The organism is Rhizobium ruizarguesonis (genome assembly GCF_017357285.1).
Classification (GTDB): Bacteria; Pseudomonadota; Alphaproteobacteria; order Rhizobiales; family Rhizobiaceae; genus Rhizobium; species Rhizobium ruizarguesonis.
In genome coordinates this window covers 1-24712 of record NZ_CP071681.1, presented here as the reverse complement: position 1 = coordinate 24712, position 24712 = coordinate 1, and the positions used below count along the sequence as shown (strand labels likewise).

The window sequence follows — 24712 nt, the reverse complement described above, 5'->3', positions numbered from 1 at the left end:
CTGATCCACAAATCGGGTAGCATCTGCTTTTCGCAGGGGCTGCAGCCGCTAATTCTCGTGCGGGAAACGCAAACACGCTCGCCGAGAGCTGCTCGTACGATCGCGTCGCTTTGCTTTAGCCCATCAGCCTCAGGTTAGCGGTTCCGCCGAGATCGAGCTCAAGGCGTAGGCGGCCCACGCCGGGAAGCTCAATGCTATAGTCCGCCAGCGCAAGATAGTCGCCCTTGACCTGATCGCCTTCCAAAAACATGCGTGTTTTAATGTAAACGTCGACCGCGACATCCAAGTCGATCGGTACGGCGGCTCCGAACATCGGTGGAAGCTTGGTACCCTTCGCAACCATGTATTCGCTGCTAGACTCGAAGACACTCGGTGCCTCGGGATCCCGTAACAGGAACTGTTCAATCGTCGAAAAGCCCATGCGATCCATGCCGATCAGCCTCATAGACTCCTCGTTGTTTTTAGTCGCGCCCGTGAATTTGACGAATGCCTTGATGCGGCCGTCTGCGTCTCGAGCGACAGTGCCCTCCCCGACCCGCAATTCGAAATTCTGTTGTAGCATTTCAAGCTGTTGATCGAGTTGAGCAAAATTCGGCTTGAGCTGCGTGGTGAGATCCACATCGTTGATGTAGATCCTAAAATCCCAATCCGCCATTTGATACTCGCCGGATCGAATCTCGACCGATGAACCGAGCCCATCGCCCAGCTTCAGTTTAAGATCATAAGTCACCTTGCAAAGCCGTCCCAGGCTTGCCGGAGAGAGGACGTTTTCCAGCTCGTGAAAACGCTGGTCCAGTTCGTCGATTTTCAAGTGTACGATCGGTGCGCGGTGCGGGCCGCTCAAAGTCTCGAAAACAAGAGTTTCGAGCCCATTGGACAAGACGAAGTAGTTGGCGCCGATTTCAGCATGCGCCGCGTAGGAGTGAGCCTGTTCAACATCTTGCGGGGATATGGCGATATTGGCCGCTTTTGCTTCCACAACGAAGCTGCCGCGGGCACCCTTTAGACCAGCCCGGTAATCAGGAAATCCGATAGGGAGGTCCTTTTTCGGATTTTTCCGACCGATGTAATAGTAAGGATATTCAAGCTTCTCTTCGAGCTTCAGATAAACATCCTCGCCCCCCGCATAGCCTAGCTTTCGAAGCAGAGGATCGAAAATGTGAAAACGTACCTCCGCTTCATTATAGCCGCACACATCTCCGAGGATTTCCTTTGTGGCAATCATGATAGCGCTCCCCGATGCGGCTGGCACCTGACAATACAGCCCGGTTGAGTTTGCAGAGTTCTTTTTCGACAGGTGGAGAAAAGTTCCACCGATTTTCTTTGCTGCCCAGCATTTGCAACAGAGGATTGGCGGGATTTACTTCGAGAGGGCGAATGATGCCGCCTGAAACCTTTCCGAACGCGGTCGCCTAAGAATGGCCCTGAGTTCGTGGACACTGCGGGGTAGAATCTCTGTTGCCTCTCTAACTCAGCGGGCGACAGCATTTCGTTTCCGACGTGCTTGCGTGAGGGTTGCAGAACATCTCGATGTAGTCGAACACGTCTTGGCGAGGGCGCCTGGAAGAGGGGCCCATTACGTGACGAAAACGGCTATCGACCCAGGTCGAGCAGAAATGCGTCGAGCAGCGGCTCGAACCGCGCACCGGCGGCGTTGCCCTCGTCCTTCGCCCTGAGCATGGCGGCTAGGTCATCGCTGGTCACATCGAGCATGAGTTTGGCCGCGTCCCGCATCGCCCCTCTTGCAGCCTGCCGGCTGTCCGGATGAAAGCCCAGCGGCGACAGTATTATAGCGGTCGAGCGCATCGCGGTCGGAAAAAGATATTTCTCGGTGACGTGCAGCACGTTGGGCTTGAGCTTTACGCCGTAGTTCTTGAATTCGAACAGCACGTAGCGGGTGCGAAAATCCTCGATCAGGCTTCGGGAAAAGACATCATCTCCGCTTACTTTAGCCAAAGAATCGAAACGCTTGTCTTTGCCCCCGACATGATGCTGGCGCTGCCAGTTGGTGAGGTCCGTCCCGAAGAGATACTGGAAACACTCTTCGGCGACGATTTCATATAGGCGCCAGCTGACCGCAGCAGGCCGCCCCGAGCTCAATTTTTGTGGTTTGGTGCTGCGCCCAGGCGTGATTTCGAGCAGTTCCTCGGCCAGTCGATGGCCCTGGGTTTCTGGCGGCGGCGGCGGTGCAGCTCCCGAGGCGGGTTTGGTGCGAAGGGCATCGAGGCGCAGCGGCGGCGGCGCCGGCGAAATGTCGGTCCGCCGGTCAAACTCTGCGAGGCCCGAATTGAGTTCGCGGGTGATATCGACGAGTTCGTTAAGGATCGTCACGTCACGCTCGAGCGCTGCGGAAAAAAGATCATCGAGACACAGCAGGGTAATGTCTTTGAAGATCGCCTCATGCGCTTCGATGGTCTCTCGGCGCAGGCTGATGACAAGTACGGCGTGGTCGGCTTTGAGTTGATCGCGAGCATTGGCCACCATGATGGCGGCCCGTTCGAGATCCTTGAGGTTGGGGGTCCTGCTGCGAGGGGCTTTGATCTCGATTGCGCTGCTGACGTCCCTCACCTGAACCACGAGGTCCGCTCGGTACCGTGTTTGCCCGGGTGGAAACGGTACCTCGCGCTTGACGGCAAAGCCGCACGCCGAAAAGAGGCGGGCGACCACATCCTCGAAACGCTGACTTGGCGGGCGATCGCCAAAGTCGTCGAGGGGCGGTTTGAGCGGGGGATGGTTTGGGCGGGTCATGGTGCCCACCATGCCCGATCGGCATCAGAACGTCACCCCTGTCAGTTTTAGGATGGAGCAGATGCGTCCTGGACCGCGGGAACGAGGCCGCAAAGCGAACTGCTGGTTTTACGAGCCAATACTTTCCGAGCCCCGGCTTGATCTCTGCGTGAAGCCATAGGTACTTTACCAGGTTGCAATCCACAGATAACGTCCGCGCCAGTGCACGCACACGGGGAGGATGTATGGCGCGAGACTACAAGCGTGATGCCATAAGGCTACTATTCCTTCTGAATGCCGGAAAAGCTGCGAACCATGACGAAGATATGGTCGGCGCTTATCCGTATGTCTTCGGCGGCGAAAAGCGTCTGCAAGCCATGGACTTCTGGATCCGCTACCCCGACTACCTAGCGCTTGAACTAATTACCCTGCACGAAAAAAGCGGCGACATAGCCAAGCTCGACATAGCTAGGGCGATATACGATGACGGCGAGCCGTCACTCCGTACGATTCCAATGCTGCGGAAGCATTTCGGCGCCTACGAGCCCCTCGACACCGCGTTGGCAATACTCGAATGCCGAGGTCTGGTGAGGCCAGAGCGCCGAAAGACCGTCGTCGGGCATTCGCATTTCTTTTTCTTGACCAAGAAGACCGAGGAGTTCTGCAACGAGGTTGCGAAGGAATTCCCATTGCTCGACTGGTACCGCGCCCGCGCCCGGTTAGTAGTCGAGGTCGCCGGTCCCCGCCGTGGTAACGAACTCAAAACGGTCCAGCATTCGACACGACAGTATCACGACACCGCCATCATGAACTACATCCCGACTATCACGGACCTCGTGAAGTCCAAGCTCGACCAGTTCGGAAATCCCGCATGATCAACACGGACATCAATGCCTGGTACGACGCGATCGCCAAGAAAGCTGGCGTCAGCAGGGACGACGCGAAAGAGGTGCTCGACCGGAACTCCGTCAAGCCGATCATCCGGCCCGCCGTTCCGCAGCGGGTGCGGATACTGTCGCTACGGTTCACCGGGAAGAAAGCCGGAATTCTCAACGATGAGATCGACTTCGAGTGGAAAGACCTCGGACCTGGCCTCCATGCGATCGTTAGCGACAGTAATTTCAGGGGCAAAACCACGCTCCTGAGATTCATGCAGCTCGGACTCGTCGGGCGCAGCTCCCTGGCGAAAGACATGGAGCGCTGGTTCGACACGATGACGCTGCAGTTCTCGGTCGACAACGACGTTTTCGAGACCCGGATCGAGGACTTCCACGCCCAACGGGGCACTTTGGTGCAGTTGAAGAACAGCCGCGAGTTCGTGGTATCTGCATTCCAGGATGCTACGTCTTTCGAGGCCACGATGGAGACGTTCTTCTTCGACAAGCTCGGGCTGAATGCAACCAGAATTGTCATAAACCAGAAGGGTAAGGACGTCGCGCAGGATCATGGCTGGCTATGGCTCTCGTCGGTCCTCGCTATCGACCCGAACCCTGAGAACATTTTCGGCGACAGCCCTGCGGGAATCGGGGGCATGGAAACCTATCTGATGCGCATGTTTATCGGTCTACCTTGGGTGGGAACCCATACGACGATCAAGGCAGCGATCAAGGGAATTGGCATTCAAGACGAGCGCGCCGGACAGGCCGCCGCACGGAGCCAGAGCGCGGCGCGGCAGCGGCTGAGCGAACTGGAGGAAGAGCGGGAGAAGGTCGGCAAAAGACTTGCCGGACCTGATCGGGTCGAGGCGGTCGTGTCCAGGGAACGGACCGCCATCCATCGGTTGGCGGCGGTTTCCGCCGAAATCCATGCCCTGACTCGAAGGCACGCCGATCTCACGTCTGACCTGTCTGCTGCCGAGGAGGCCGTCACCCATGCCGTGCGAGAACGGCACGGCTTTGACGAGGCGCGACAGGCCGGAGCCGTGTTCCGGCTATTGCGTCCAGAATATTGCCCCAGCTGCGACGAGGTTTTCACAGAGGGCCTTCGGGAAGAACGGCAGCAACACAATGATTGCATCGTCTGCGGCCGTAAGGTACCCCAGGACGAAGAAGACTTAACGGGCGTGCGGGAAGCGCTTGTCGAGAGGGAAGACGACGCCAAGAGTCAGCTCAGCAAACTCAAGGGAACTCAGAAAAAACTAGAGGGAGACCTGAAGACTAAGAAAGCGGAACGTGAAGACCTCGAGACCGAGCTCAACAACCTGCAGAAGGAGATCACCGCCTCCGAAGCGCCTACGGTAGCTTGGCAGGAGGCGCTAAAGCTAGACGCACGGATCGAGGAAGTCCGTCGACTGACCGGCGGCGAAGCTCCGACGCAAAGCGACGATCTAAAGGTGCTCAACGCCGCCGACACCGTAACGACCTCCTTCTTTGCAGACGAGCAGAAGGCGATCCTGGCGGACGTCGCGACTGAAGCGACGAAGTTCGCCCGGTCCTTCGGGATGATCATGCTCGAGAGCATCGAATTCCAGGGCACCCGTATGAAACTCCGGAAAGCGGGCGGGCAGCAGTACTTCGGTGATTGCCAGCCAGGAGAGCGCAAACGCCTCAAGATCGCCACTGTCCTCGCGATGTTGCGCGTGAGCGAGGCCCGAGGGGTGGGCCGCCACCCTGGCCTTCTTTTCATCGATTCCCCGCGTACTGACGAGACCGTCGATGACAACGTCTCGGAGATCGTAAAGGGCCTCACCGCGCTCTCGGACGAAATGCCGTACGTCCAGGTTTTTGTCACCAGCCTCGCCGTACCGGCGGTCCTCGAGCATGTTTCTTTTGATAATGTAAGAAAGTCTCGCAAAGACGAATGGATGTGGTGAGAAAGGCAGATGTCCCTCGATAGCGCGTTAATGAGCTTCCTGGAGCGGGACGAGCCGTATGACACGGCATCCTTCGGCGGTCTCGACGAACTCCTGCTTAGGGGACGTGAAGCGGGGGCATCTAGCGCGCCCGAACTCTTCTTCGATCTTGTCGCGCAGCACCGCGACGAGCGCGCCGTCGAAGTTGACTCTTTCCTGGCTGACCTTGTCGAGGAGACTACTTCCGATGTCGCTCTCCTAGAGCTCAGTGCGCGCTTCGCACGTCAACCGGTCCTCACGCTCGAACCAGTGAAGCGGATTTTCAAGCGCTTCCTTTCGCTTTTTGAGGATCGCTCAAACAGCCGATTGACCAGGATTGCCGCCTTGAAAGGCGCCTATCTAACGGGGGCGGGTCATGAGCGTTTGTTGACCCAACTAAGCGCCGCCATCACGGCGATCGATGACGAAAGCGATTTGGCGATAGTCCCGTACGCCGCGAGAATCGCGGGGCTAGTGCTCGCGACACGCGATGAACGCGGCCTAGTCGAATTTCTGCACGCTTACGAAGCCTATCCTGAATGCGCCGACCAAGTGAAGCTAGAGCTAGGTCTTCTGTCGCTCGGCAGAGCCTTGGCGAGCACGAACGCAGATAACGCAATGTCGGCACTACTCGTCGCGCGCGATCATTTTGCCGGGTCGGCCAAACTGCGTGATAGCCGCTACGAGGCCAAGAGCTTCGCGTTGGCGATTGATCTGATGACAAGTTTCATGAAGTCTCAGGACGTAATTGGCTTCCAGGACACCGTCGCCGAGTTGGCGGAGGCGGCGTTTGCCTACGATGCCTATGTGACGCAGACCGATCCCGATCCGCTGCTTGGGCACGTGGCCGCGGAAACCTCCGCCTTCACTACACTGTCCATCCGCCTGTCGAATTTGGCTAACAATCTGACCAAGCGAACATGGCTTCACGCTGCAGCGGTGATCAACGACCAACTTCTCTTCGCCTACAACGCCAGCGCCATGGTATTTGGTTCTCGTCAAGGAGTAGGCATCGAGTTGCTGATCCGAACCAAGATTGAGACGAACCTCGTCGAGAACCACCTTTTCATAGCCGCGATTCGGGAATGGCTTGCGACCTATGCCGAAGGTATGGACGCCAATCTCGTGGCGGACATCAGAGCGTTCGCGGAGCGATCCGAGGACCCTACAGAAGCGGAAGCCGCCAGCCCCTCGGCCTCCGCCATCCTCGCTCGGGCGGCACAGAAGGACGGCTTCATTGAACTGGAGGATCTTCTCCTGTTTCGGATGGAGAGGGCGCGTGAGCGGACCACGCGATATATTATCGAGGCCATCCAGGCGATCGAAAAGGCCTTTGTCGGCCTGCCGGACTTCCAGCACTCAGAATACAAAGCCGGGTTCATGGACCTCGCTCATGGTGTTCTGTGTTTCGCCGAAGATCGCCTGAACAGCTCTTACGAGCAAAATCGCCAAGCGGGGTATCTTTTCAAACACGTGAAATCAAATCCGATCGAGAAAGACCTCCAGCAAGACTTCCACTCCTGGAGCCGCTCGCGGGGTATGGCTATCGACGACGAGGTTAAAGGAAAGGGCGGCGGGCGAGCCGACCTCCGTTACGTCCACAAATCTTGCGAGATCGTCATCGAAGTCAAACAAGAAACCCACGACGCTTCGTTCGAGGCGCTGCTTGCGGGATACGGTAGCCAGACCAGCCAATACCAGGTAACCAACGCGCGCTTGAGCGTATTACTGGTCCTGGACAAGACGCGACCGGGTGATGAACCTGAACATATCGAGTTCACCTACAGGCCCATGATCCTCACCAGAGGACCTTCAGATTACGGTATCCTAGTGGTCAAGATCGCCGCGATGCGCCCGAAACCCTCCGATGCGTCCCGGTGATGTAGACCTTGCCAGTGCGAGTGGTAGAGGGGCAGCAGCGAAGCGAAAGACGTCAATTCCCACATCCCTCCGTCGTTAACTAGGTATGGCCCGCGGCACTACGAAGAGCAGACTCATACGATTGTAGGAAGTCGTCTGCGGCCGCCACAAATTGCTTGAGGCTGAAACGCTCGCGCAGAATATCATCCATCGGATCGTGGGTTATAGAAACATACAGACCGGCCCCACTCCCGCGCTCTAACAGGACACGTCGCGCATTTTCGTCTCTGAGCGAGTGACCAATGACGACTATCGGCCGATCTCCAATGACCTCTCCAATTTTACGCCAGTAGCCGCTATCGCTGCGCGCCTTGATAGCGTCCGGCTCGGTCACGACTAAGCTCGACGGGTTACTCACCGATCCATCAAGCTGAAAGATCGTGACCTGCTCGCCTTCTCCGCGAGCCTCTCTGCCAGGAGACTGCACATTGTACGGAATGCCCCGAGCGATGCAGGCACGCTCGAAGAGGTTGTCATAATTCGTCGTGATGATATGCCGGAAACTCGCCACTGCCGACAAATGACCCGCCGTTGGAACAACGCCCTGAACCACGTCAAACGCTTGTACAACCGTTCTTTCGAGCGCTTCGCGGCCCAAGCGGCGCTCGACCGCAAACGCGACGTCCGCAAAGCGATGTCTGGCCAGAATGCTCTCCCCGCCGAGGTCGAGAGAGAGTCGCGAGCCGAAAAGTTCGACCATTACGCTTGCGGTAGGCAAACCAGCGGAGGCGGAAACGCCGGCTCCCGCAAAGAGAATAGGGTCTTCGCCCACAAAGCCTTCGGGGATCGGGAGGAGACCACCGTTCTGGGTATTACCAAGACGCGAATACCCACGATTGGCAGACCTGCGCTCCGCTGACTCTCTGAGAAGCGAGCGCTGAAACAAATCCAGGACTGCGTCACCGACTTTGTGTTCGAGCTGGTCGATCCAATCAAACTCTTGCCTAAAGCGCCCAGACTCCCAGTCGCCGACTTCGCGGCGAAAAGCGTCCCGTCCTTTCGCGTCGGCGGTGTCCCTTGGCGAGTCGTAGGTCAGACGCTTGAAGAATGGTAGGATAGGCAGCCCGATCGAGTTGGCGAAATCCGCTTCCATGTGGGTAACTGATCGTCCCTCCCCCGCTCCCGGTCCATCCTTCGGCACCCAACCATAGCTATCACCGCTAAGTAGGATGAAGAGATGCGACGTCTCGATTTCGCTGCGGATGGCGTTCCAACTTGACGTACCGTCGGGATGCATATCCTCGGCGTTTACGGGTTCGACGTTCAAGGAGCGCAGCCGGGCGGCAACGGCCCGACGAGCGTCGCCGAGATCCTTCATCGTACTGCTGATGAATACGCGTAATCTGCTCGACATTACGCCCCCTCCCGCAAACAGGATACAAACAATGCGCGAGAGCACCCTCAAGCGCGATCAAAACATGCGAAGACTATTCCATCGCAACCTGCTTATCCGAATCTACTCGCGGCGCAAGGTATCGAAAAGGTCTCGCAATTCGCTATCAGAGTCCCGTGCCTCAAACGCACGCTCGCGATAATCGTCCATCATTGCGTCGGTGCGAGCATCATCTACAGCTTCCAACTCATCGATTTGCTCTTCCAGCGCGGCCAGTTGTGATGACACATCAACGCCAAGGGTTTCAGAAAACCACTCATAGTCCTCAACAAGACCCTTGTGCTCATCGAGGGTTTGGCAGCCGCTCAGATCACTATCAAACTGCAATGTGACTGAGTGAAACGCACGGATCAGGGCATCTTTTGCATGCGGAAAAGCAGGATCATCGATATCGACTACACTAATTGTCTCGCGCAATTCATCCGTACTGCACCCGCCTGAAGCGGTCGCTATGATTGCTTTTGTGATGCGATACCGCAGATCGACCAATCCTTGGACGTGCTCCCATGAGGCTCCCTCCAGCGCACGCAGCGCGTTTATGGCATCGTGCAGGTGAACTCTTTTTGTATGCCAGGAAAGCTCCATTTCCGACGCAGCCTCCTTAGTTATCACGAGGAACTCGGCGCTCCGAAGTTTGTCTGTCAGATCAACGATCACAGCGAGTTTGTACTCGGGGGTAAGTTCAACGGCGTATTCGCCGCCCGTGTATTGAACGATCCGCCTGGCATCAGAGAGGCGCTGCTTTATTACCTGGGCGAAATTGCCGGTCATGTTTGTCAGCGTAGTAAAAATGGTCGGCGAAGTCTGTGCCAGTTGCCAAAGACGTTCGACCTGGCTCAGGTCCACGGCTGCGAACATTCCATCGACGACATTTTCTGGTATCTCGCGAGCGACCGAGTTCATCAGATCGAGTACTGACGGATTCAAGACTTCGAAGTCGTTTTGTCCAACGGGCCGAACGAAGGAGTTCTTTACCGCCGCCATGCCTTCACGAAAATCGCCGGGGCCGCGACGGAACCCGTATTTGCTGGCTCGATGCGCATGAAGGCTCTCGAAGGCTCGTTGGAGCATAGCTCCGTTCGTTTTTCCGCCCAAGGAAAAGAGCGCCAGCAGCAGCGTGCGACCAGCGTCAGTCAACTCTTGCTCGTAAGCATGCCGCCAGATTTCAGCCGGATCATGAAAGAGTCTCTGGACGAAGGATTTATATTGCTGGACCGGGACCTTACTCACTCTCTGATGGCTGGATAGCCATTCGATGAGGCGGGGATTGAATTTGTTGTGTTTGACGACCTCAAGGTAAAAATCGTCTTTCAACAGGACGTCGCGGTATTGGTCCGGCAAGTCGCCGAAATAGATATGGTTATAAAGAATTTTTGCGCGTTCGCGTACTCTGTATTCATTAAGCGGCATGACAATACGGTGTGCCTCGAGACCGGCGTTTCTCAATCGCTCAGAGACACCGATGCCTTGGCGCCAAATGTGTTCACGCGTCGTCAAGATCAGCCGAGAATTAGGACTAGATCGCACGAGGGCGATGAAATCGGTGATCGCACGATCTTCATTTTTCAGAAAGAACCCTCCTCGGTCGCCCGAGAAGGTTGCTCCGAGAAAATCGTCAAAAGCAAATACCTGCAGTTTCTCACGCTCGAACATGCGCTCGCCCTCCGCAATATCGCGGCGAATGAAGTTGCCTTCCCAGCCACTGTTCATGTGAGAATAGGCGAGCATGTCGGCGAGCGTGGTTTTTCCAACGCCGGGCGGGCCGGAAATGATAAGGACTCGTTCCTGGTTAAGGATCCCGATGCCTTTCGAATAGGACGTGCTGGGAACATAGCGCCGCACATTGGCGCTGATCTTCTCGATCTGCAGCCTATTGCGGACATGCTGTTCATTATTGAGGACCCTGTCGAGAACGGCCCTGCTGCCCAACCAGAGCTTCACGGTGGAACGGTGAATGTTGGGATGGCGTTCCAGCAAGTTGTTGATGTCCTGCTGCCCGAAGATATCGGACGGTGAAAGAAATGACGGGCCGACTGTTTGGACAATCGCATCTTTATTATAGGCAGACAGTGGAAGAGACGTCGCAAGAACATATCGGCTCGCCTTAAGAGCTCTAAACTTTGCAGTCTCTCTGCTTAGTTCGCGAAGCAGCCCGGAAAAGCCCGTTTTGATAAAACGTTTGGCCTGGATAATTGTCTGCGCTTGGCCTTGCGCATACCGCAGATCAATGCCCCGATCCTTTCCTGCTTTGAAGCTCTCGATACGTATCCCCCATTCAGCCTGAAGGAGGTCTCGTACAAGCACCTCGAAATCGTCGCTTGAAAGCTCATGAAAATCATAATCGGCCAACTACTTTTGATCCTTTAGTCACGACACCTGCGCTGATCCGCTCGTGATCCCACCCCCTCGGAATACCGTCTGCGGGAGCGGTTTAAGCGTTTCTTCCGAAATGATCGCGAACGCTCCTTCCGATGAGTTGCCGATCGTCATTCTTCTTGCGGTATTCTCGCCTGCGATCGGCAAACGTCGACACAGCATGTCAGCGAGAGCAGCATCCTCGACGGCAACGATGATCTGTCGGCCACCGCTCACCAGCTGCGCTAGGAGCTCGGCCAAATGCACCGTCCTGAAGTCGTCGACATGCTGCACGGGGTCATCAAGAAGGATTGTCCTCCATCGGCTCCAGGCTAGAGAGAGGTTGATAGAGAGCAAAAATGCCAAGCCTGTTGCTCGACGTTGACCGCTGGAGAACAGAAATTGTGGATTGAGACCATCCCCAACCCGCAAACTGAGAAAGCGCCGAACGTCTCCACGGATCGCGTATTCGATATCGCGCCAATGGTGGTGGGGTCTCAGGCGTTGATAGAGCTCGGACATCAGAGGTAGAACGCGATCAAGTCGGCGATCGAGGGTTTCGGCTCCGGCACGGCGAGCCGCATCGAATAGTGCAGCGGCCGTTGCCTCTGCTCTTCGTGATCGGCCAGCCCGCTCCTGAGCGCGTGCCAAGTTATCCTTTGCAGACTGAAGCCTGCCTAAGACCGTATCAAGCTCGCCATCTTGCCGGAGAGTGCTGAGTATCCGGATATCGCGATGCAGCCCCTCAAGCGAGTTAATGAGGTCTCGTCGACGATCCGCAGCAGCTGCCGCCGCGTCGTCAGGAGGAAGATCTAAATTTGATCGGCTTGCATCGTAAGCTGATCTTTGGTCTGCAAGCACCTTAAACCGACTTGTAATTCCCGACAGCTCTGACCTCAAACGGTCCACGGCAGACGCTGCGGTGCTCCGTTCTTCTTCCGCCTTCACTAGATCGCTGGCCTCGGCATCAATCTCGCTCGCAAGTCTGGTCATTCTTGTAGCACCGGCCGAGAAACTTTCGGCCGTGTGAATCTCGCCGCAAACTGGACATGAGGATTGAACCAGTCCCATACGCTGGCCGAGGGTTATCAGATGAACAAGTTCACGAGCCTTAGAGGAAAGCTGCGTCGATTGAGCCACTCCGAGGGGTGGCAAAGAAGCCAGGTAGGCCTCAGCCTTGACCAATTCCGATTCTAGGGCGAGCTCCCGGCCCTCAAGGCTTTCAATCTCCTCAGCGACCCCGGCCATGGTAGCCGCCTGTTGCTGAAATCGGCTTAGAGCCTCAACCTGCCCTTCCCGAGCGGCTAAAAGCTCGCGAGCCCGAGCAAGAAGAATATCCGGTGGGTCCGCCGAGTTGAGCTGCTGACCTATTCTCGAGGCCGCCTCCGAAATCGCCTGATCGCCGGCAAGAGAAAGCCGGATCTCATCCGCTCGCCGTTCAAGATTGGAAACCTGCTGGGATGCATCATTGATGTCCGATTTAGCGCTATCGAGCCGCTTCTTGGCTGCGGTAACCAATCGGTTGGCCCGCGCGATCCATTCATCTGCGTCATTTGCGCCAATCGCTTGTCGGAGCATCGCATAGCGGTCTGTCTCGGAAAGATCCAAGCTCAGCCCGGCAATATGCTCGTCGCGAATGATCGATGCCGCGCACAATTGACGCAATGCGTCTTTGGGTGCCTGATCCTGATCGACGAATGATTCCTCGATGAGCTCCAAGTCAGAGGGAGACGGTTCCTCAAGCACCGACCGGCGCAACGTGAAGATCTTTTCGTCCTGCTCGAAGGAAACTTCCGCGAAGCCATCAAGCATTGCGCTGCCATAGCCGGTCCACCACAGATAGTGACCTACCCCTTCGCCCGCGGCCTTGGCGTCTCCATACTTTGATATCCTGCCGGTTAGCACGAACTCGATCGCGTCAAAAATCGTGCTTTTGCCGACACCGTTGCGACCGTCGATTACCGTGAAACCGGAGGCGAAGTCGAAGCGCACCTCGTCCCGATAACCACGAAAACCGCGCAACTTTACCGATTTCAGCTTCATTGCTCCTCCAACAGCCGAACGAGCTGTTCTTCATCATCAAGGGCTAGAAATGCATCAACTACTTGCGTAGGAAGCTCGGTCGTTCGCTGCTTGATTTCTTCAGACATGGCGACGGGCTGAAGGACGGGAGCGGCCCGCAACGGAAGCAAAGATAGCAACGCGTTGCGAGTATCCTCATGACCCCGGATTCCCGCCCGCGCGATCTTCCTTGTCCCCGACAGATCTTCCTCGATCCCAGTCATGGCTACGGACTGAACCTCGGTAGCGGCCGCCTGGGAAAGCAAGATTACATAAGTGTTCCATGCCTTCGCGCCCGCAGATCTGAGCTGAAAGCGCCGTTCACTGGTGATCTTGCCAGAGTTGTCGGGCGAAATGAGAAATTGACCCCCTAACGAAACGAAGAACTGACCCCTCGTATCAAAACGAGGAGAGATGGATGACGAACGAGATTTCGACGCATCCTGCATTGTCGCGAACGATGCAGGACGGGGATATGCTTCAGGCTGATGAGGTGGTGGCAATGTTGCGGCTGCATGAGCTGGGTTGGGGCGCCAAGCGCTTATCGAAGGAATTCGGCTGTGCCCGTAATACGGTTCGGCGATATCTACGAGAGGGCGGCGCAACACCTTTCAAAAGGCCGGTTCGTCGAACTGCTTTCGATGGACTTGATGACTGGCTACGCGAGCGCTTTTTCCGGCACGATGGCAACTCAGATGTAATCCGTCAGGAGTTGGCGAGTGAGCACGGCATCATCATCGGCCTGCGCTCAGTGGAATTGAGAGTTCGTCATTGGCGGCGGGAATTGAAGGCGCAGAAACGTGCGACAGTTCGCTTTGAGACGGCTCCTGGCCATCAAATGCAGATCGACTTTGGCGACACGAAGGTGTGGATCGGGGGCGAGCGGGTTCGCATCCACGTGTTCGTCGGAACGCTCAGTTACTCGCGTCGTTTGCACACGCGTGTCTCGCTCAGGGAGCGCCAAACGGACTGGTTCGAAGGAATGGAAGGCGCTTTCCTGCGGTTCGGGGGAATTCCCGCGGAAGTGCTGATCGACAATGCCAAGGCTCTGGTCGAGCATCATGATGCGGTGACGCGTGAGGTGAGATTCAATGAGCGTCTGCATGCCTTCGCTCGGTACTGGGGCTTCATGCCACGGGCTTGCGCACCATATCGAGCCCGCACGAAAGGCAAGGACGAGCGCGGGGTTGGTTACGTCAAGAAGAACGCAATCGCTGGTCGCCGCTTCGAGAGCTGGGCCGCATTTGAGGCACATCTAGATCGGTGGACACGCGAGGTTGCCGATCAGCGCGAGCACGGGACCACCGGCATCAAACCGGCAGATCGGTTTGGCGATGAGGCGAAGGCGCTACGCCCCCTGGCGGGTCGGGCACCGTTTGGACAGTTGCGGGATCTCGTTCGCAAAGTTCAGTCAGATTGCGCCGTCGACCTCGACACGAACAGCTATTCGGTTCCCTGGCGCCTGATCGGCGAGAGTGTTCAGGTAGTGGTGTTGGCTGGCCGCGTCATCATACGACATGCCGGCCAGGTGGTGGCCGATCATGCGGTTTGCGCAGGACGGCGACAACGGATCGTAGACCGGGCTCATTTTGTCGGCGTGGCCGGAGCAGATGGACTGGTGCGAGCCATCGCACCCGTTGAGCTTCCGCTTCCCGCTCTTTTGCGTCCGCTTGCGGAATACGAAGCTGTCGTCGGAGGAGGATGGTGATGGCAAACGTTGACCACGACTTGCTGATCGCAACTCTCGATCGGCTGAAGTTGACGGCAATCCGCGACCAGCTCGATACGCTGCTGGATGAGGCGGCCCGTTCAAAGATGAACCTGCGTGAAGCGTTAGCGTTCCTGGTGTCGCGCGAAATCGCACGGCGAGATGAGCGGCGCATCTCCATGTCAAGCAAGCTGGCACAGTTCCCTTTCGTGCGTGAACTGGACGGCTTCGACTTCGAGGCGCAGCCATCGCTGGATCCAGGTCAGATCAGGGAACTGGCAACTTGCCGCTGGATCGCCCACGGCGATACGGTTCTGTTCCTCGGGCCGCCTGGAACGGGAAAGACCCATCTGGCCGTGAGCCTCGGCCGCGAGGCGATCCGTCAGAATTACAACGTTCAGTTCGTCACGGCAGCTACCTTGGTGGCGATGCTGGCCAAGGCCCACAGCGACGGCACGCTCGACAAACAGCTGACACTCCTGTCGCGACCGAAGCTGCTGATCATCGACGAACTGGGCTATCTTCCCTTCGAGGCCAACGCCGCCCATCTGTTCTTCCAACTTGTATCCCGGCGCTATGAGAAAGGTTCGGTCCTGATCACCTCAAACCGCTCCGTCGGCGAATGGGGGAGTGTTTTTGGAGACCCCGTCGTAGCCACCGCAATATTGGACAGACTGCTTCACCATTCGACGGTGATGACCATCCGAGGGGACAGCTACCGGCTTCGCGAAAAGCGCCGCTCCGGTCTTCTGCAGAAGACCGGAGCGGCGCTCGAAACCAACGAAACCACAAACAAATGACGGGGGTCAGTTCTTCAATTCGGCAAGGGGGTCAATTCTTCGCTTCGCTTGACAAGAGTCGCCGTACCATAGTGAAAGCAACTGCGAAGGGTTATCATACACGAAGAGGAATCCCAAAACTGTTGGCGACTCAAAAGCGATCGCATGCTCAAGGCCGGTCTCCCGGTCGATCGAAAACTGCGCATCGACGAGCACTTCAATCGCATTGTCCAAAAGGGCGGTCACTGGAAAAACTCCTGTTGTGCAGCTTCTCGCGTTATCCAGCGACTGCTTGCCCCACGAGCAATCGTCCCCGTCGGAGCTCGGGCAACGTTGGCCGGCAGACCCAGATCTTGCGCGCCTACTGCTACCACGACATCCGGCGCAGCTGCGGGCGCTGTTTCCCGCGCATACCTGGCCTCGACTTTGTGAAGCGCCTCATTCGCAGCCCGAACGATGCGAAATCGATTTCCATTGAGCATCCAATATGAACCATCAGCAACGCCGCCTAGCCGCCGAAGCTGAAGAACCGTGAGGCCGACCAACGGCTCTGCATGCGGTCGGCTTAGAACAATCGGTTTGAAAGGTTCGCACCCTAGCAAGTCGCGTCTCAGCTGCCAAAATTCTTGGTTCGTTATCTGTGGCGGCTCCAACAGACCGCCAGTTGGCGCAGCGCCATATACCTCCTGATAGAGAACGACGCCGTGCATAAGCGCCTGTCTGACAAAGCTGCGAGAGTATGCGGCGCGCAGGTGGTCCAGAAACTCTGCGCCAGACGCTTGCAAGTGGTAATTCCCGTTCGCGCATGCGTCGCCCAAGGCAGAAAGAAACGGAGCCTTTGCGACGTAGTCGGCCGACGCGACTGGATCAACAATCAAAATTCTAGCCGGGTTTACAGCACCGAGGGCCCTTTCAAGGACTGAGTTCAGGTAAGTCCAGTCTGTCGAGTACCCGATAATGAGCAGATCACGGTTGAGCAGCTGTTGTGCCAGCCACTCAGCACTATGGTCTATCCGAGACCTCACCGGCTCAACCGCGATCTGGCTCTGAGTCCAGATCGTATTTGGCCGATCAATTGTCCAGCAGCCGTGGATCTTCAACAATGGAGAAGCGGATATCGGGGCCGCAGCAGCTGCATGTCCATCAATACTGACGAACACTTGGCCGAGAAGGTGGTGACCTGCCGTCTCGATCAAAGTGTCGACGTTGGTGGTGATCCCAAGGCGGAAGGCTCCACAGAGTAGGAGGTCCGCGGTGGCGCTATGACCCGCATTCGGTATTCCTGCGAAAACATGGTTGTCGATCAGATTAGCCAGGTAAACTGTTGAGAGTTCACCGCGCTGAAAGAAGAAGTCAGCCTGCTCTTCGATATCCGGCGAGAGTGGGGCGCGGGTCGCCCCATGCTGCATATCATATTTTGCCTTTGCCTCTTCTGCCAGCTTCCAAGCACCAGGAAGGCTGCTGGGCGGCGCCATGGATAGACCAGCGCCTAATAATACAACCTGCCGATCATTCATCATGCCATCGAGGGCATATTCAACCGCAGTGGCTAAATCGATGTTTTGAAGCATGTTTGAGGTGACTCCTGTCGCTCACTATCTTGCATGGAGCGGCAGTAAAGGCCAGAGACGTCAATCCAAAATACTTCACTGGCACTACTTGGAATTGTCGCGCTAGTATGTGAAAAATGAAGAGATGCTCTTGGTTACCTTCATTCGCTCTAGCATGCTCTGACGATTGCTTTCGCGCAGAGCGCAGGGCCAGGATTTTTCCAAGATATCAAAGAAGCGCCATCACCGACTTATACGGCTCTGCCTCGAAATTAAGCGCCGCGAGTTTTGCTTTTAGGAGGCCACGTAGGTCGATCCGCTGGTCGAGCACAGCGCGCAGATCGAAGCCTTCCATCAAAAAGATAGTCTTTTCGGGATTCTGCTTCAAAAGAGGGATTACATTGTTGGACCAGCCGTTGATCGACAGGAACAGCCCCATTGTTTGACGTCCCGAGCGTGACACCTGACCTGACAGCCCGTCCAGCTGGCGGATGTCAGCTAGACGTTGACGCCAGCGACATTCAACAATGTAGTGCCAACCGTCGAACTCGAATGCAGCATCGATTTGCTCTGCGCCTTCGTTGCGACGGAACGCTCGATGGACCGGGATCGAATGAAGGTTGAATACTCGATTTAAAAGGTCCTCCAACAGATAGCCACGTTGTTGGTGGTCGTCGGACGAAGCCATGTGGTCAAACTGCGCGAGTAACAGAGCGCTCTGTTTTGCCCGTGTGTCGCGTTCCTCCCGCGCACGATTTAGCTGAGCTGCATCCAGCTCAGCCTTCGCCTCGGAACGAGCCCGATCTTCGTTTGCTTCGATGACACGGCGCAATTCTAGAGCTTTCTGAACAACTGCACGCGCCTGATATTCATTCTGGGCCAGATGAAACGCGCTCCACTCCGAGGCAATAGTGATAAGGTTTTGAATTACTTCCTCGTCCTGACTATTCCTCGCAAGTCCTTCGAGTAAGACAGCCGCCGCATCACGTTTTGATCTCTTGCTTCCCGTTGCGGGGTCACGATCGGTCAGAAATTGCTTGATCAACTGTTCAGGAACACCGCCCCTACGGAGCAGCTGGTCCGCGGCTGTCTTCTTCACATTGACCAGTGTCGCTATCACTTCGATAGCCAAGCGTTTTGCATCAGAGTCTGAGGTCATGTCTCGATCAAGCCATTAGTTCGTCAGCAACCACCAGGGATTTAATGCCGTATAGTTGCCACTCCAGTAAAAAGATATCCAGCGCAGTTTTCGAGATGATTTAAGTGAGTTCTGGTCTGATCACAGCGGCACTTTATAGCACCCCCCACGCCCGAAACCGCCCCCGGCCGGTCATCTCCCTCAGGCCGAGCTCCATAACAATCCGCCGCGCCGCCTGCGGCGTGACCTCGAGCGTTTTCGCCACCATCTTGGCCGACACGAGCGGTTTCGCCATCACCAGCTCGACCAGCTCCGGCAATTTCGAAGACGTCCGGCGCCCGTCCAGCTTTCGGTCCATCATTGTCTTCGCCAGCGTCAGTCGGCCATGCTCTTTCAAGCCAATCTCGGCGGCCGCAAGCAGGCCATGGGCGATGGCAAGCAGCCGGGTCTCGCGATCGCGATGTCGGCGCCGATCCACCGGGATGGTTCTGAGGCCGGTGTTGATCGCCGCAAGATGGGCCCCGCTGGTGACGCCGGCCTGGTGCAATATTGAGGCGGACAACAGCCGTCCGAGCCAGGGCGCGTGCTGAAGAACGGCAAGCTCGTTCCATGCATCAAGGGCGACGATTGCCTGCAGTACTGCCGGAAAATCTTGGGCATGTCGCAAGACGCTGCGCCATTCTTCCAGCCGCGCGTCTTCGTCCCAGTCGAGATCATAAACCAGCGGATCTTTTTCCGCCGCGCTGGCTAGGCTAGGCTTCTTGGCTTGCGCGATCACGGCCTCCGATCGGGCCAGAACCGCATCGATGGCGGCATAGTCGACGCCAGGAAGGTTTTCGATGTCGTCACCTTCCTCCCCCTCCCCTTGCGCATAGATCGCGGCCGCCGGCCAAATAACTTCGGCCGTCGTCGCCTCGTCCCCGCCGTCCGACCCGATCTCCGAGGTTTTCCGTAGCGAGCGGAGACCGTCGCTCGACAACGCCCAGCCGGGTGCCTGCGCGGCGATACGCCGACGGGTGCGCAGAACGTCGCGGGCGATTGTCAGCTCGCGGGTTGGCGCGCGAATATCCTTCGTGGCGTCGTGGAGGACGAGGTCTTCGAGGTGAACAAGTTCGCCGTCGATCCACAGCGAGGCGCAGGCATCGGTGAATTGGGACCGTTCGAGGAGGCCTTGCCCGACACGCGATCGGGCAACGCGTTCGTCGAGACGCGCCAATTCGATACCCGCCCGAAAAGCCGGCTCCAAAAGCGCTGTCATGCTGATTTTCGTGAGATCATAAGCCATTGATTTTATGGTAAACGAATTCCTAAAGGAACTCTATATCAATATTGTGGTTCCTCACATGGTATGAATGCGAGTTGGGGTTCTAACCATCGATAAGTACCTCTTATCGGAAGTGATGCGTACACAGCTGTAGGACGGCCGCTTTGGCGATGGTATCGTGCTTTACGCCAGAAAATCCCGGACGTCTCGATGGCCCACACGATCTATATGATCAGCGACGCGCGCAAGACTTTCGCAACGGCGCTCGAACGTGCCAACCAGGGCGAGGAAATCATCATCATGCGCGGCAATGAGATCTATGGCCGCATTGGCCCGGCCGATGACGGAAAACGCCCATACGGCCTGCTGCGCCAGCGCGGCCTGCCGGACGATCTGTTCGACGAGGTCGATCCAGAACAGGCGGCAATCGACGCCGGCGACTGGAATGACGACATCGGTGTCTGGCGGCGCAGGCCAGCCGACCGCGAGCCCAAGGCATGAAGGTTTTGCTCGACAGCCAAGCCGTCTAGTGCCGGACAATCGGCAGCGACCGGTTGTCCGGCATGGCCCGGTCGCTGATCGAGGACAAGACCAACTGCGTCCTCGTCAGGCGGCCGCCGGCGCAGCGAAGTGGCCAGTTTGCGCAGCGAGCAGTTGACGATCAAGCCGCCAGTCACGAGTGAGGCCGACATCCCCTCGCTGTCGATCCATCTCGGCCGCACCAAGAATTCCAGCACCAGCCGTGACGACGTCGTCTATCTCACAGGCGCGACCCGTGGAGGCGCTGCACGCCTCGATATCGTCAGCCAAGATTGACAGCGGCAGTGTGTTTCGTGGGATCGATCGCCGGGGCAATGTATCCCGTCGGGCGCTCGACCCAAAAGCGGTCAACGATATCGTCAAGCGGCGGGTGGCAGAGGCTGGGCTGGAGCCTGGGGAGTTTTCGGCGCACGGACTACGCTCCGGTTATCTGACCGAGGCTGCTAACCGCAGGATCCCTCTTCTTGAGGCGATGGAGCAATCCCGCCCCCGCTCAGTTCAACAGGCCTCCAGCTATTATAGCGATGCCGATCGGCGAAAGGGGCCCGCTGCACGCCTGTTCTGAAGCTTGCACCACTTTGCGGCGGTAGCTACCTGCGAAAACGAAACCTCGCAACCATACGATCCGCAAAACCAAAGACTCCTTTCGAAGGCTTTCGCGCCAGAGCTCTTCGTAGCAGCCTGCAGACTTTTGCCCGAGCTTAGCTACCGGCGCCGCCCGCCCGGAGCCCAAGGCCTATCCAACTTTCCGCCCGGCCGGCGCATTTGCCCGCAGAAGCGCCATCAGCATCGGGCCGATCGCGAATTCGCCCTTTTCGCTTCGCCGCGTCAGGCCACGAAGATAGCCCCCGGCCGAATTAATGTGGCCGCCTCGCTCCAGGATGCATGCCATCACGGTCGCTGCATTTTCCGGACCCATCACATTGGCGGCCTCTTCGTAGGCCGACGGACTGACACCCAGCATCGATCGAACGATGACGGCTGCGGCCATCAGATCGCGCCAGTTGCGGATCGCGCCATCTGGCCCATAGGCAAGGATTTCCGGGCAGGCCTGCAGAACCAGGCCGAGTGGGAAGGATTTCAGTCCGCCACCATCATTGCGGACCCCCGGCCGTCGACTTTGCTCTTCCTCCTTCTGCTCGAAGGGGTGGCCTGTCTCACCCCTTCCCTTCGCTGCCGTCACGAACCCTCGGTCGTTGTCTGGCTCAGCGATCGCGCCCTGCTTCGGTTCGAAGCTTGGTTCAAGTTCAGAAGTAGATTCGGGGTTTGAATTCTGTATGTGACGCTCGATATAAACGGCATTGCCGCGCTGTTTTGTTGATTTAACCTGAATTTCCAGCTGGTTAAGGATATTTGTCCGCAGGCCCGTCAATTCATCCAGCAACAGTTCAAGCTGTGCTGTCGTCGGCGATCGCGGCAGGCCTTCGATCAGGTCCCTAAATTCGCTGTAGAGACCTTGCCAATCCCCCGGGATGTCTTCTTCAACGGCCGCCTCGATCAGTTTTGCAATGTCACGGCGGCAAAGAGTGATGCGTTCACGCAGACGCTGGACATGCAGCCGATCAGCCATCACCGAGGCCGCGAGCTGTTCGATCTCGTCGGCACGGGCAAGGAGCGGCGCCAGCGAGAAGCCGAACGCCTCGTCGACCTCCCCTGCCCTGTCCCTGCGGACGTAACGCTTGCCGTTGGGGCTGTCCTTGCGCAGGAGAAGACCTGCGTCGACGAGCGCGGCGAGATGACGCCGCACCGTCTGTTCGGCCATGCCATGCGTTCTGAGCGAAAGCTGGATATTCGACGGGAAGACGATCAAACCGTTTCCCTGGGCCAGTTCGTTCTTCGGATAAAAGCTCAAAAGCGCGTTGAGCACGGCAAGCGCCCGATCGCCAATGCCGAGCAGCGGCTTTGCTTCGCACAGCGCGCGAAACAATTTCCACTTATCGACCGACTGATCCGGTTTGATCTCCCCGGCCATGACCTGGCTTGCGAGCATGCCAAGCGTCATCGACCGCCGCCCGAAGGGCGTCGTTACACTTCCGGTTTCCATATCTTCCACCTCAACGAGGCAAAAGAAATCCGCTCACCAAAACGGCGCCAAAAACTCTTGACAGCGATTCTCGGAAGTGCGATTCTCGGAGGTGTTCAGGACTACGAGGAAAGCTTCCGTGACGGTGACGTTCGGGGGCTTTTTTCTTTTGCGCGTTAACTCCTATCCGAATTGTCAGCTGACAACCGGTCTAATTGCCTCATTTTCCTTCATTTTCCTCTTCAAACTCGGCGGCGAGGCCTATCAACCGCTGAGCCAGGAATTCCGAAAACGCCGCCGATTTGACGGTGATGCGAAAGGTTTTGCCGGAGCGGGCCACCAAAGCAAGCGGCGCACCGCCCTGGGTCCGGAGCGTCTGCTCGGCCCGCTGAGGTGCACTCTTCTCCTCTACCGCCTTCCAGATGACATCGAAGCGGCTGTTGGTCTCCAACGTCACGAAACCAGCAGCTCTGATGGCAGCCTGCGCCTTTTTCTGCCCGCCCGTCTCTCTGAATTTCTCGGCAAACGCCAACCAGCGCGGGCGTCCGACCTTGGGGGCCGGCCCGATGGCGAGAATGATCTCGGGATCGATCGTCTGAGCCACCTGCAGGAGCCTTGACGTTTCCGGCTTGTCTGTCGCCAGCGCCTTGGCAATCATGTCACGGCTGAAGCCATGCTCGTCCATGCGGCGTGCAAACAATGCCCGCTCGATAAAACTCAAGTCGACACGGGGGCCGTTCTCCTGACCCTGTGCAAGGATCAGCTCTTCATCTGTGAGCTTTCGGACAACGGCCTTAACAGGAACCCCGATCTCTGCGGCCGCCCGCAGGCGCCTGTGGCCATAGGCGGCCTGGTAGTGCCCGGCCCTTGCCGGGTCCGGCCGCACCAGAATTGGAACCTGCTGTCCGCTTTCCTGGATGGACTGCTTCAATCGCTCGAACTCGGCATCCTTGTCGACCGGGATACGGTCGCGGATGAAGGACATTTCGACGGAAGCCGGATCGATCTCCAGCACCTTGTCGCCGGAGGCCAGCGATTCGCGTAGCGCCTTGGCGGCGGCTGCTTCCTCTCCCAGCCGTCCAAGCGACAGGTTCATCGCCTTGACAGCGCCCGATGGCCGATGCGGCTGTTGCACGCTTGGCACTTCCGGCCGTGTCGGCTCGACGGCGCCGACCATGCTCTTCAGGATGTCGCGTCCTTTTGGGCTCATGTCCTGCTCCATGCGCTGCGAATGAGTTGCTCGACCTCGGCATTGACGCTGTCGACGGATTCAACGCCGCGGTCATAGGTCTGGCGATGCATCGTCTCGCGTCCAGCCTCGTAAATTGTCTGCTTCGACAGGCCCGCATCCGAGACCGCCGTCGACTTGACCATCATCGATGTCAGCACGCGCTCGCCGAACAGACTGCGCAGGAAGGCGACGATCTGCGCCTGCGGTCCATCATTGGACTCATAACGGGTGATCAGATAGCGCATCCAATCATAATCGAGATTGCCGCCTGCCTGCTTGACCACGGCCAGAAGGTCGGAGGTCATCGTCAGGAACTGGTTCATCGACGCCACGTCGAGCATCTGCGGATGGACGGTGATGAGAACCGAGGTGGCAGCGCACAGAGCAGACAGCGTCAGAAAGCCGAGCGTCGGCGGGCAATCGATGATGACGACATCGTAGCTCTGCTCCAGCGAATGCAGCGCATTGCCGACCCGCATGAAGAACATGTCCTTGTCGTCGCGGTTGGTGTCGGCGAGCGCCTTTGGGGTATCGTGTTCGAACTCGTGCAGTTCGAGATTGCCGGGAATGAGATCGAGCCCCGGAAAATAGGTCTGGCGAACGATGTCGGCTACGTCGCGGCGCGTTTCGTCATATTTGATGGCCCCGTAAAGCGTCTCGTTTTCGCCGACGTCGAATTCGGGCTGATATCCGAGCATCGCCGACATCGATGCCTGCGGATCGAGATCGACGGCGAGCACGCGGTAGCCGCGAAGGGCCAGGAACTGCGCCAGGTGGATCGATGTCGTCGTTTTGCCCGAGCCACCTTTGAAATTGGTGACGGCGATGACCTGGAGATGGTCGCCCGGTCGGCGCATCGGCAGATAGGAGGGTTTGGTGCGCCCGAGATGGTGGCGCATTGCATGGATTTCCTCAAGCGAGAACACTCGTCGACCGGCGGCAGTCTTTTCCGGATTGATGCTTTCCACCTGGGCGGCGAGGTGGCGAACATAGCTGTCGGTGACGCCGAGCAGCTTGGCAGTCTCGGTGCTGCTGAACCGCCTTAGCGATTTGCGGGCGTCGGGCGAAAACAACCGCTCGAACAGCACCTGCAATTGACTGCTGAGCATCGTCGAGTCCTGTGCGATCGTCTCGTCGATCGAGACTCGCGTCGCTCTCTTGGCTTTCTCAACAATCGCGGCCTTAGTCGGCAT

Annotated in this window: 19 protein-coding genes and 2 pseudogenes; 8 read left to right on the top strand and 13 right to left on the bottom strand. The window is 57.5% G+C overall.

Annotation, left to right across the window (positions count from 1 at the left end; all coding sequences use genetic code 11):
• Positions 1-115: 115 nt before the first annotated feature.
• Positions 116-1225 carry a type I restriction enzyme HsdR N-terminal domain-containing protein gene (locus J3P73_RS31375; protein ID WP_207580143.1) on the bottom strand — a complete coding sequence of 370 codons (1110 nt, stop codon included), beginning with the start codon at positions 1223-1225 and terminating at the stop codon, positions 116-118.
• Between the two features lie 368 nt (positions 1226-1593).
• Complete coding sequence (locus J3P73_RS31370; RefSeq protein ID WP_207580142.1) at positions 1594-2748, bottom strand: hypothetical protein; 1155 nt, start codon at positions 2746-2748, stop codon at positions 1594-1596.
• Positions 2749-2972: 224 nt separating this feature from the next.
• On the opposite strand from J3P73_RS31370, the gene J3P73_RS31365 reads away from it, so the two are divergent.
• From J3P73_RS31365 to J3P73_RS31355, 3 genes are read left to right on the top strand one after another with little or no spacing between them, the layout of a single operon-like run.
• Complete coding sequence (locus J3P73_RS31365) at positions 2973-3602, top strand: hypothetical protein (RefSeq protein ID WP_207580141.1); 630 nt, start codon at positions 2973-2975, stop codon at positions 3600-3602.
• Positions 3599-5539 (top strand): hypothetical protein, encoded by a 1941-nt coding sequence (locus J3P73_RS31360; RefSeq protein ID WP_207580140.1) that lies wholly within the window; start codon positions 3599-3601, stop codon positions 5537-5539. Before J3P73_RS31365 ends, J3P73_RS31360 begins: the two co-directional genes overlap by 4 nt.
• Before the next feature lie 9 nt (positions 5540-5548).
• Positions 5549-7438, top strand: coding sequence for a hypothetical protein (locus J3P73_RS31355; RefSeq protein WP_207580139.1), 1890 nt, complete (start codon positions 5549-5551; stop codon positions 7436-7438).
• A 79-nt stretch (positions 7439-7517) separates the two neighbouring features.
• Here the strand turns inward: J3P73_RS31355 and J3P73_RS31350 are convergent, their stop codons facing one another.
• The 4 genes from J3P73_RS31350 to J3P73_RS31335 form a co-directional block, all read right to left on the bottom strand.
• Positions 7518-8831 carry a DUF4062 domain-containing protein gene (locus J3P73_RS31350; protein WP_280526933.1) on the bottom strand — a complete coding sequence of 438 codons (1314 nt, stop codon included), beginning with the start codon at positions 8829-8831 and terminating at the stop codon, positions 7518-7520.
• Positions 8832-8933: 102 nt separating this feature from the next.
• Positions 8934-11219: an nSTAND3 domain-containing NTPase gene (locus J3P73_RS31345; protein WP_207580137.1), complete on the bottom strand. Its 2286-nt coding sequence runs from the start codon at positions 11217-11219 to the stop codon at positions 8934-8936.
• A gap of 18 nt (positions 11220-11237) precedes the next feature.
• Entirely contained in the window at positions 11238-13268 is a 2031-nt protein-coding gene (locus tag J3P73_RS31340) for an AAA family ATPase (RefSeq protein WP_207580136.1), read from the bottom strand.
• A complete protein-coding gene (locus tag J3P73_RS31335) occupies positions 13265-13510 on the bottom strand; it encodes a hypothetical protein (protein ID WP_207580135.1) in 246 nt (81 codons plus the stop codon). The genes J3P73_RS31340 and J3P73_RS31335 overlap by 4 nt, the downstream gene beginning before the upstream one ends.
• Before the next feature lie 194 nt (positions 13511-13704).
• Here J3P73_RS31335 and istA point away from each other — a divergent pair, with 194 nt between their 5' ends.
• Both istA and istB read left to right on the top strand, forming a co-directional pair.
• Entirely contained in the window at positions 13705-14994 is a 1290-nt protein-coding gene (gene istA / locus J3P73_RS31330; protein ID WP_130718813.1) for an IS21 family transposase, read from the top strand.
• Entirely contained in the window at positions 14994-15794 is an 801-nt protein-coding gene (gene istB, locus J3P73_RS31325) for an IS21-like element ISSme2 family helper ATPase IstB (protein WP_130693048.1), read from the top strand. Before istA ends, istB begins: the two co-directional genes overlap by 1 nt.
• Before the next feature lie 6 nt (positions 15795-15800).
• On the opposite strand, the gene J3P73_RS31320 is transcribed toward istB, so the two are convergent.
• The 4 genes from J3P73_RS31320 to J3P73_RS31305 all read right to left on the bottom strand — a co-directional run bounded on the left by J3P73_RS31320 (position 15801) and on the right by J3P73_RS31305 (position 19746).
• The gene (locus J3P73_RS31320; RefSeq protein WP_207580134.1) at positions 15801-16019 is read right to left on the bottom strand and encodes a hypothetical protein; all 219 of its coding nucleotides are present in this window, start codon (positions 16017-16019) and stop codon (positions 15801-15803) included.
• Positions 16016-17344, bottom strand: coding sequence for an SIR2 family protein (locus J3P73_RS31315; protein ID WP_207580133.1), 1329 nt, complete (start codon positions 17342-17344; stop codon positions 16016-16018). The genes J3P73_RS31320 and J3P73_RS31315 overlap by 4 nt, the downstream gene beginning before the upstream one ends.
• A 208-nt stretch (positions 17345-17552) precedes the next feature.
• Positions 17553-18482, bottom strand: a complete 930-nt coding sequence (locus J3P73_RS31310) for a hypothetical protein (RefSeq protein ID WP_026238741.1) — start codon at positions 18480-18482, stop codon at positions 17553-17555.
• Between the two features lie 133 nt (positions 18483-18615).
• Positions 18616-19746, bottom strand: coding sequence for an RHE_PE00001 family protein (locus J3P73_RS31305; RefSeq protein ID WP_018495932.1), 1131 nt, complete (start codon positions 19744-19746; stop codon positions 18616-18618).
• A gap of 189 nt (positions 19747-19935) precedes the next feature.
• Between J3P73_RS31305 and J3P73_RS31300 the strand changes: the two genes are divergently transcribed.
• The 3 genes and pseudogenes from J3P73_RS31300 to J3P73_RS31295 all read left to right on the top strand — a co-directional run.
• On the top strand, positions 19936-20226 hold the full coding sequence (locus J3P73_RS31300) for a type II toxin-antitoxin system Phd/YefM family antitoxin (RefSeq protein WP_018496360.1): 291 nt from the start codon (positions 19936-19938) through the stop codon (positions 20224-20226).
• Positions 20223-20333: pseudogene (locus J3P73_RS37810) on the top strand (type II toxin-antitoxin system VapC family toxin); the annotation flags it as partial. The gene J3P73_RS31300 and the pseudogene J3P73_RS37810, both read left to right, overlap by 4 nt.
• Positions 20323-20830 (top strand): annotated as a pseudogene (locus J3P73_RS31295) (site-specific integrase); the annotation flags it as partial. The pseudogenes J3P73_RS37810 and J3P73_RS31295, both read left to right, overlap by 11 nt.
• 171 nt (positions 20831-21001) lie before the next feature.
• Here J3P73_RS31295 and repC read toward each other — a convergent pair.
• The 3 genes from repC to repA form a co-directional block, all read right to left on the bottom strand.
• A complete protein-coding gene (gene repC, locus J3P73_RS31290) occupies positions 21002-22309 on the bottom strand; it encodes a plasmid replication protein RepC (RefSeq protein WP_018496359.1) in 1308 nt (435 codons plus the stop codon).
• 199 nt (positions 22310-22508) lie between these two features.
• Positions 22509-23498, bottom strand: coding sequence for a plasmid partitioning protein RepB (gene repB / locus J3P73_RS31285; protein WP_018496358.1), 990 nt, complete (start codon positions 23496-23498; stop codon positions 22509-22511).
• Positions 23495-24712, bottom strand: coding sequence for a plasmid partitioning protein RepA (gene repA / locus J3P73_RS31280; RefSeq protein WP_018071682.1), 1218 nt, complete (start codon positions 24710-24712; stop codon positions 23495-23497). Before repA ends, repB begins: the two co-directional genes overlap by 4 nt.

Excerpts from the sequence above, each read along its gene's own strand:
- J3P73_RS31365 (WP_207580141.1), top strand. The coding sequence starts at position 2,973 with ATGGCGCGAGACTACAAGCGTGATGCCATAAGGCTACTATTCCTTCTG.
- J3P73_RS31360 (WP_207580140.1), top strand. The coding sequence starts at position 3,599 with ATGATCAACACGGACATCAATGCCTGGTACGACGCGATCGCCAAGAAA.
- J3P73_RS31375 (WP_207580143.1), bottom strand. The coding sequence starts at position 1,225 with ATGATTGCCACAAAGGAAATCCTCGGAGATGTGTGCGGCTATAATGAA.
- repB (WP_018496358.1), bottom strand. The coding sequence starts at position 23,498 with ATGAGCCCAAAAGGACGCGACATCCTGAAGAGCATGGTCGGCGCCGTC.
- J3P73_RS31300 (WP_018496360.1), top strand. The coding sequence starts at position 19,936 with ATGGCCCACACGATCTATATGATCAGCGACGCGCGCAAGACTTTCGCA.
- J3P73_RS31340 (WP_207580136.1), bottom strand. The coding sequence starts at position 13,268 with ATGAAGCTGAAATCGGTAAAGTTGCGCGGTTTTCGTGGTTATCGGGAC.
- istA (WP_130718813.1), top strand. The coding sequence starts at position 13,705 with ATGACGAACGAGATTTCGACGCATCCTGCATTGTCGCGAACGATGCAG.
- repA (WP_018071682.1), bottom strand. The coding sequence starts at position 24,712 with ATGCCGACTAAGGCCGCGATTGTTGAGAAAGCCAAGAGAGCGACGCGA.
- J3P73_RS31350 (WP_280526933.1), bottom strand. The coding sequence starts at position 8,831 with ATGTCGAGCAGATTACGCGTATTCATCAGCAGTACGATGAAGGATCTC.
- J3P73_RS31355 (WP_207580139.1), top strand. The coding sequence starts at position 5,549 with ATGTCCCTCGATAGCGCGTTAATGAGCTTCCTGGAGCGGGACGAGCCG.
- J3P73_RS31315 (WP_207580133.1), bottom strand. The coding sequence starts at position 17,344 with ATGCTTCAAAACATCGATTTAGCCACTGCGGTTGAATATGCCCTCGAT.
- J3P73_RS31305 (WP_018495932.1), bottom strand. The coding sequence starts at position 19,746 with ATGGCTTATGATCTCACGAAAATCAGCATGACAGCGCTTTTGGAGCCG.
- J3P73_RS31310 (WP_026238741.1), bottom strand. The coding sequence starts at position 18,482 with ATGACCTCAGACTCTGATGCAAAACGCTTGGCTATCGAAGTGATAGCG.
- istB (WP_130693048.1), top strand. The coding sequence starts at position 14,994 with ATGGCAAACGTTGACCACGACTTGCTGATCGCAACTCTCGATCGGCTG.
- J3P73_RS31370 (WP_207580142.1), bottom strand. The coding sequence starts at position 2,748 with ATGACCCGCCCAAACCATCCCCCGCTCAAACCGCCCCTCGACGACTTT.
- repC (WP_018496359.1), bottom strand. The coding sequence starts at position 22,309 with ATGGAAACCGGAAGTGTAACGACGCCCTTCGGGCGGCGGTCGATGACG.
- J3P73_RS31335 (WP_207580135.1), bottom strand. The coding sequence starts at position 13,510 with ATGACTGGGATCGAGGAAGATCTGTCGGGGACAAGGAAGATCGCGCGG.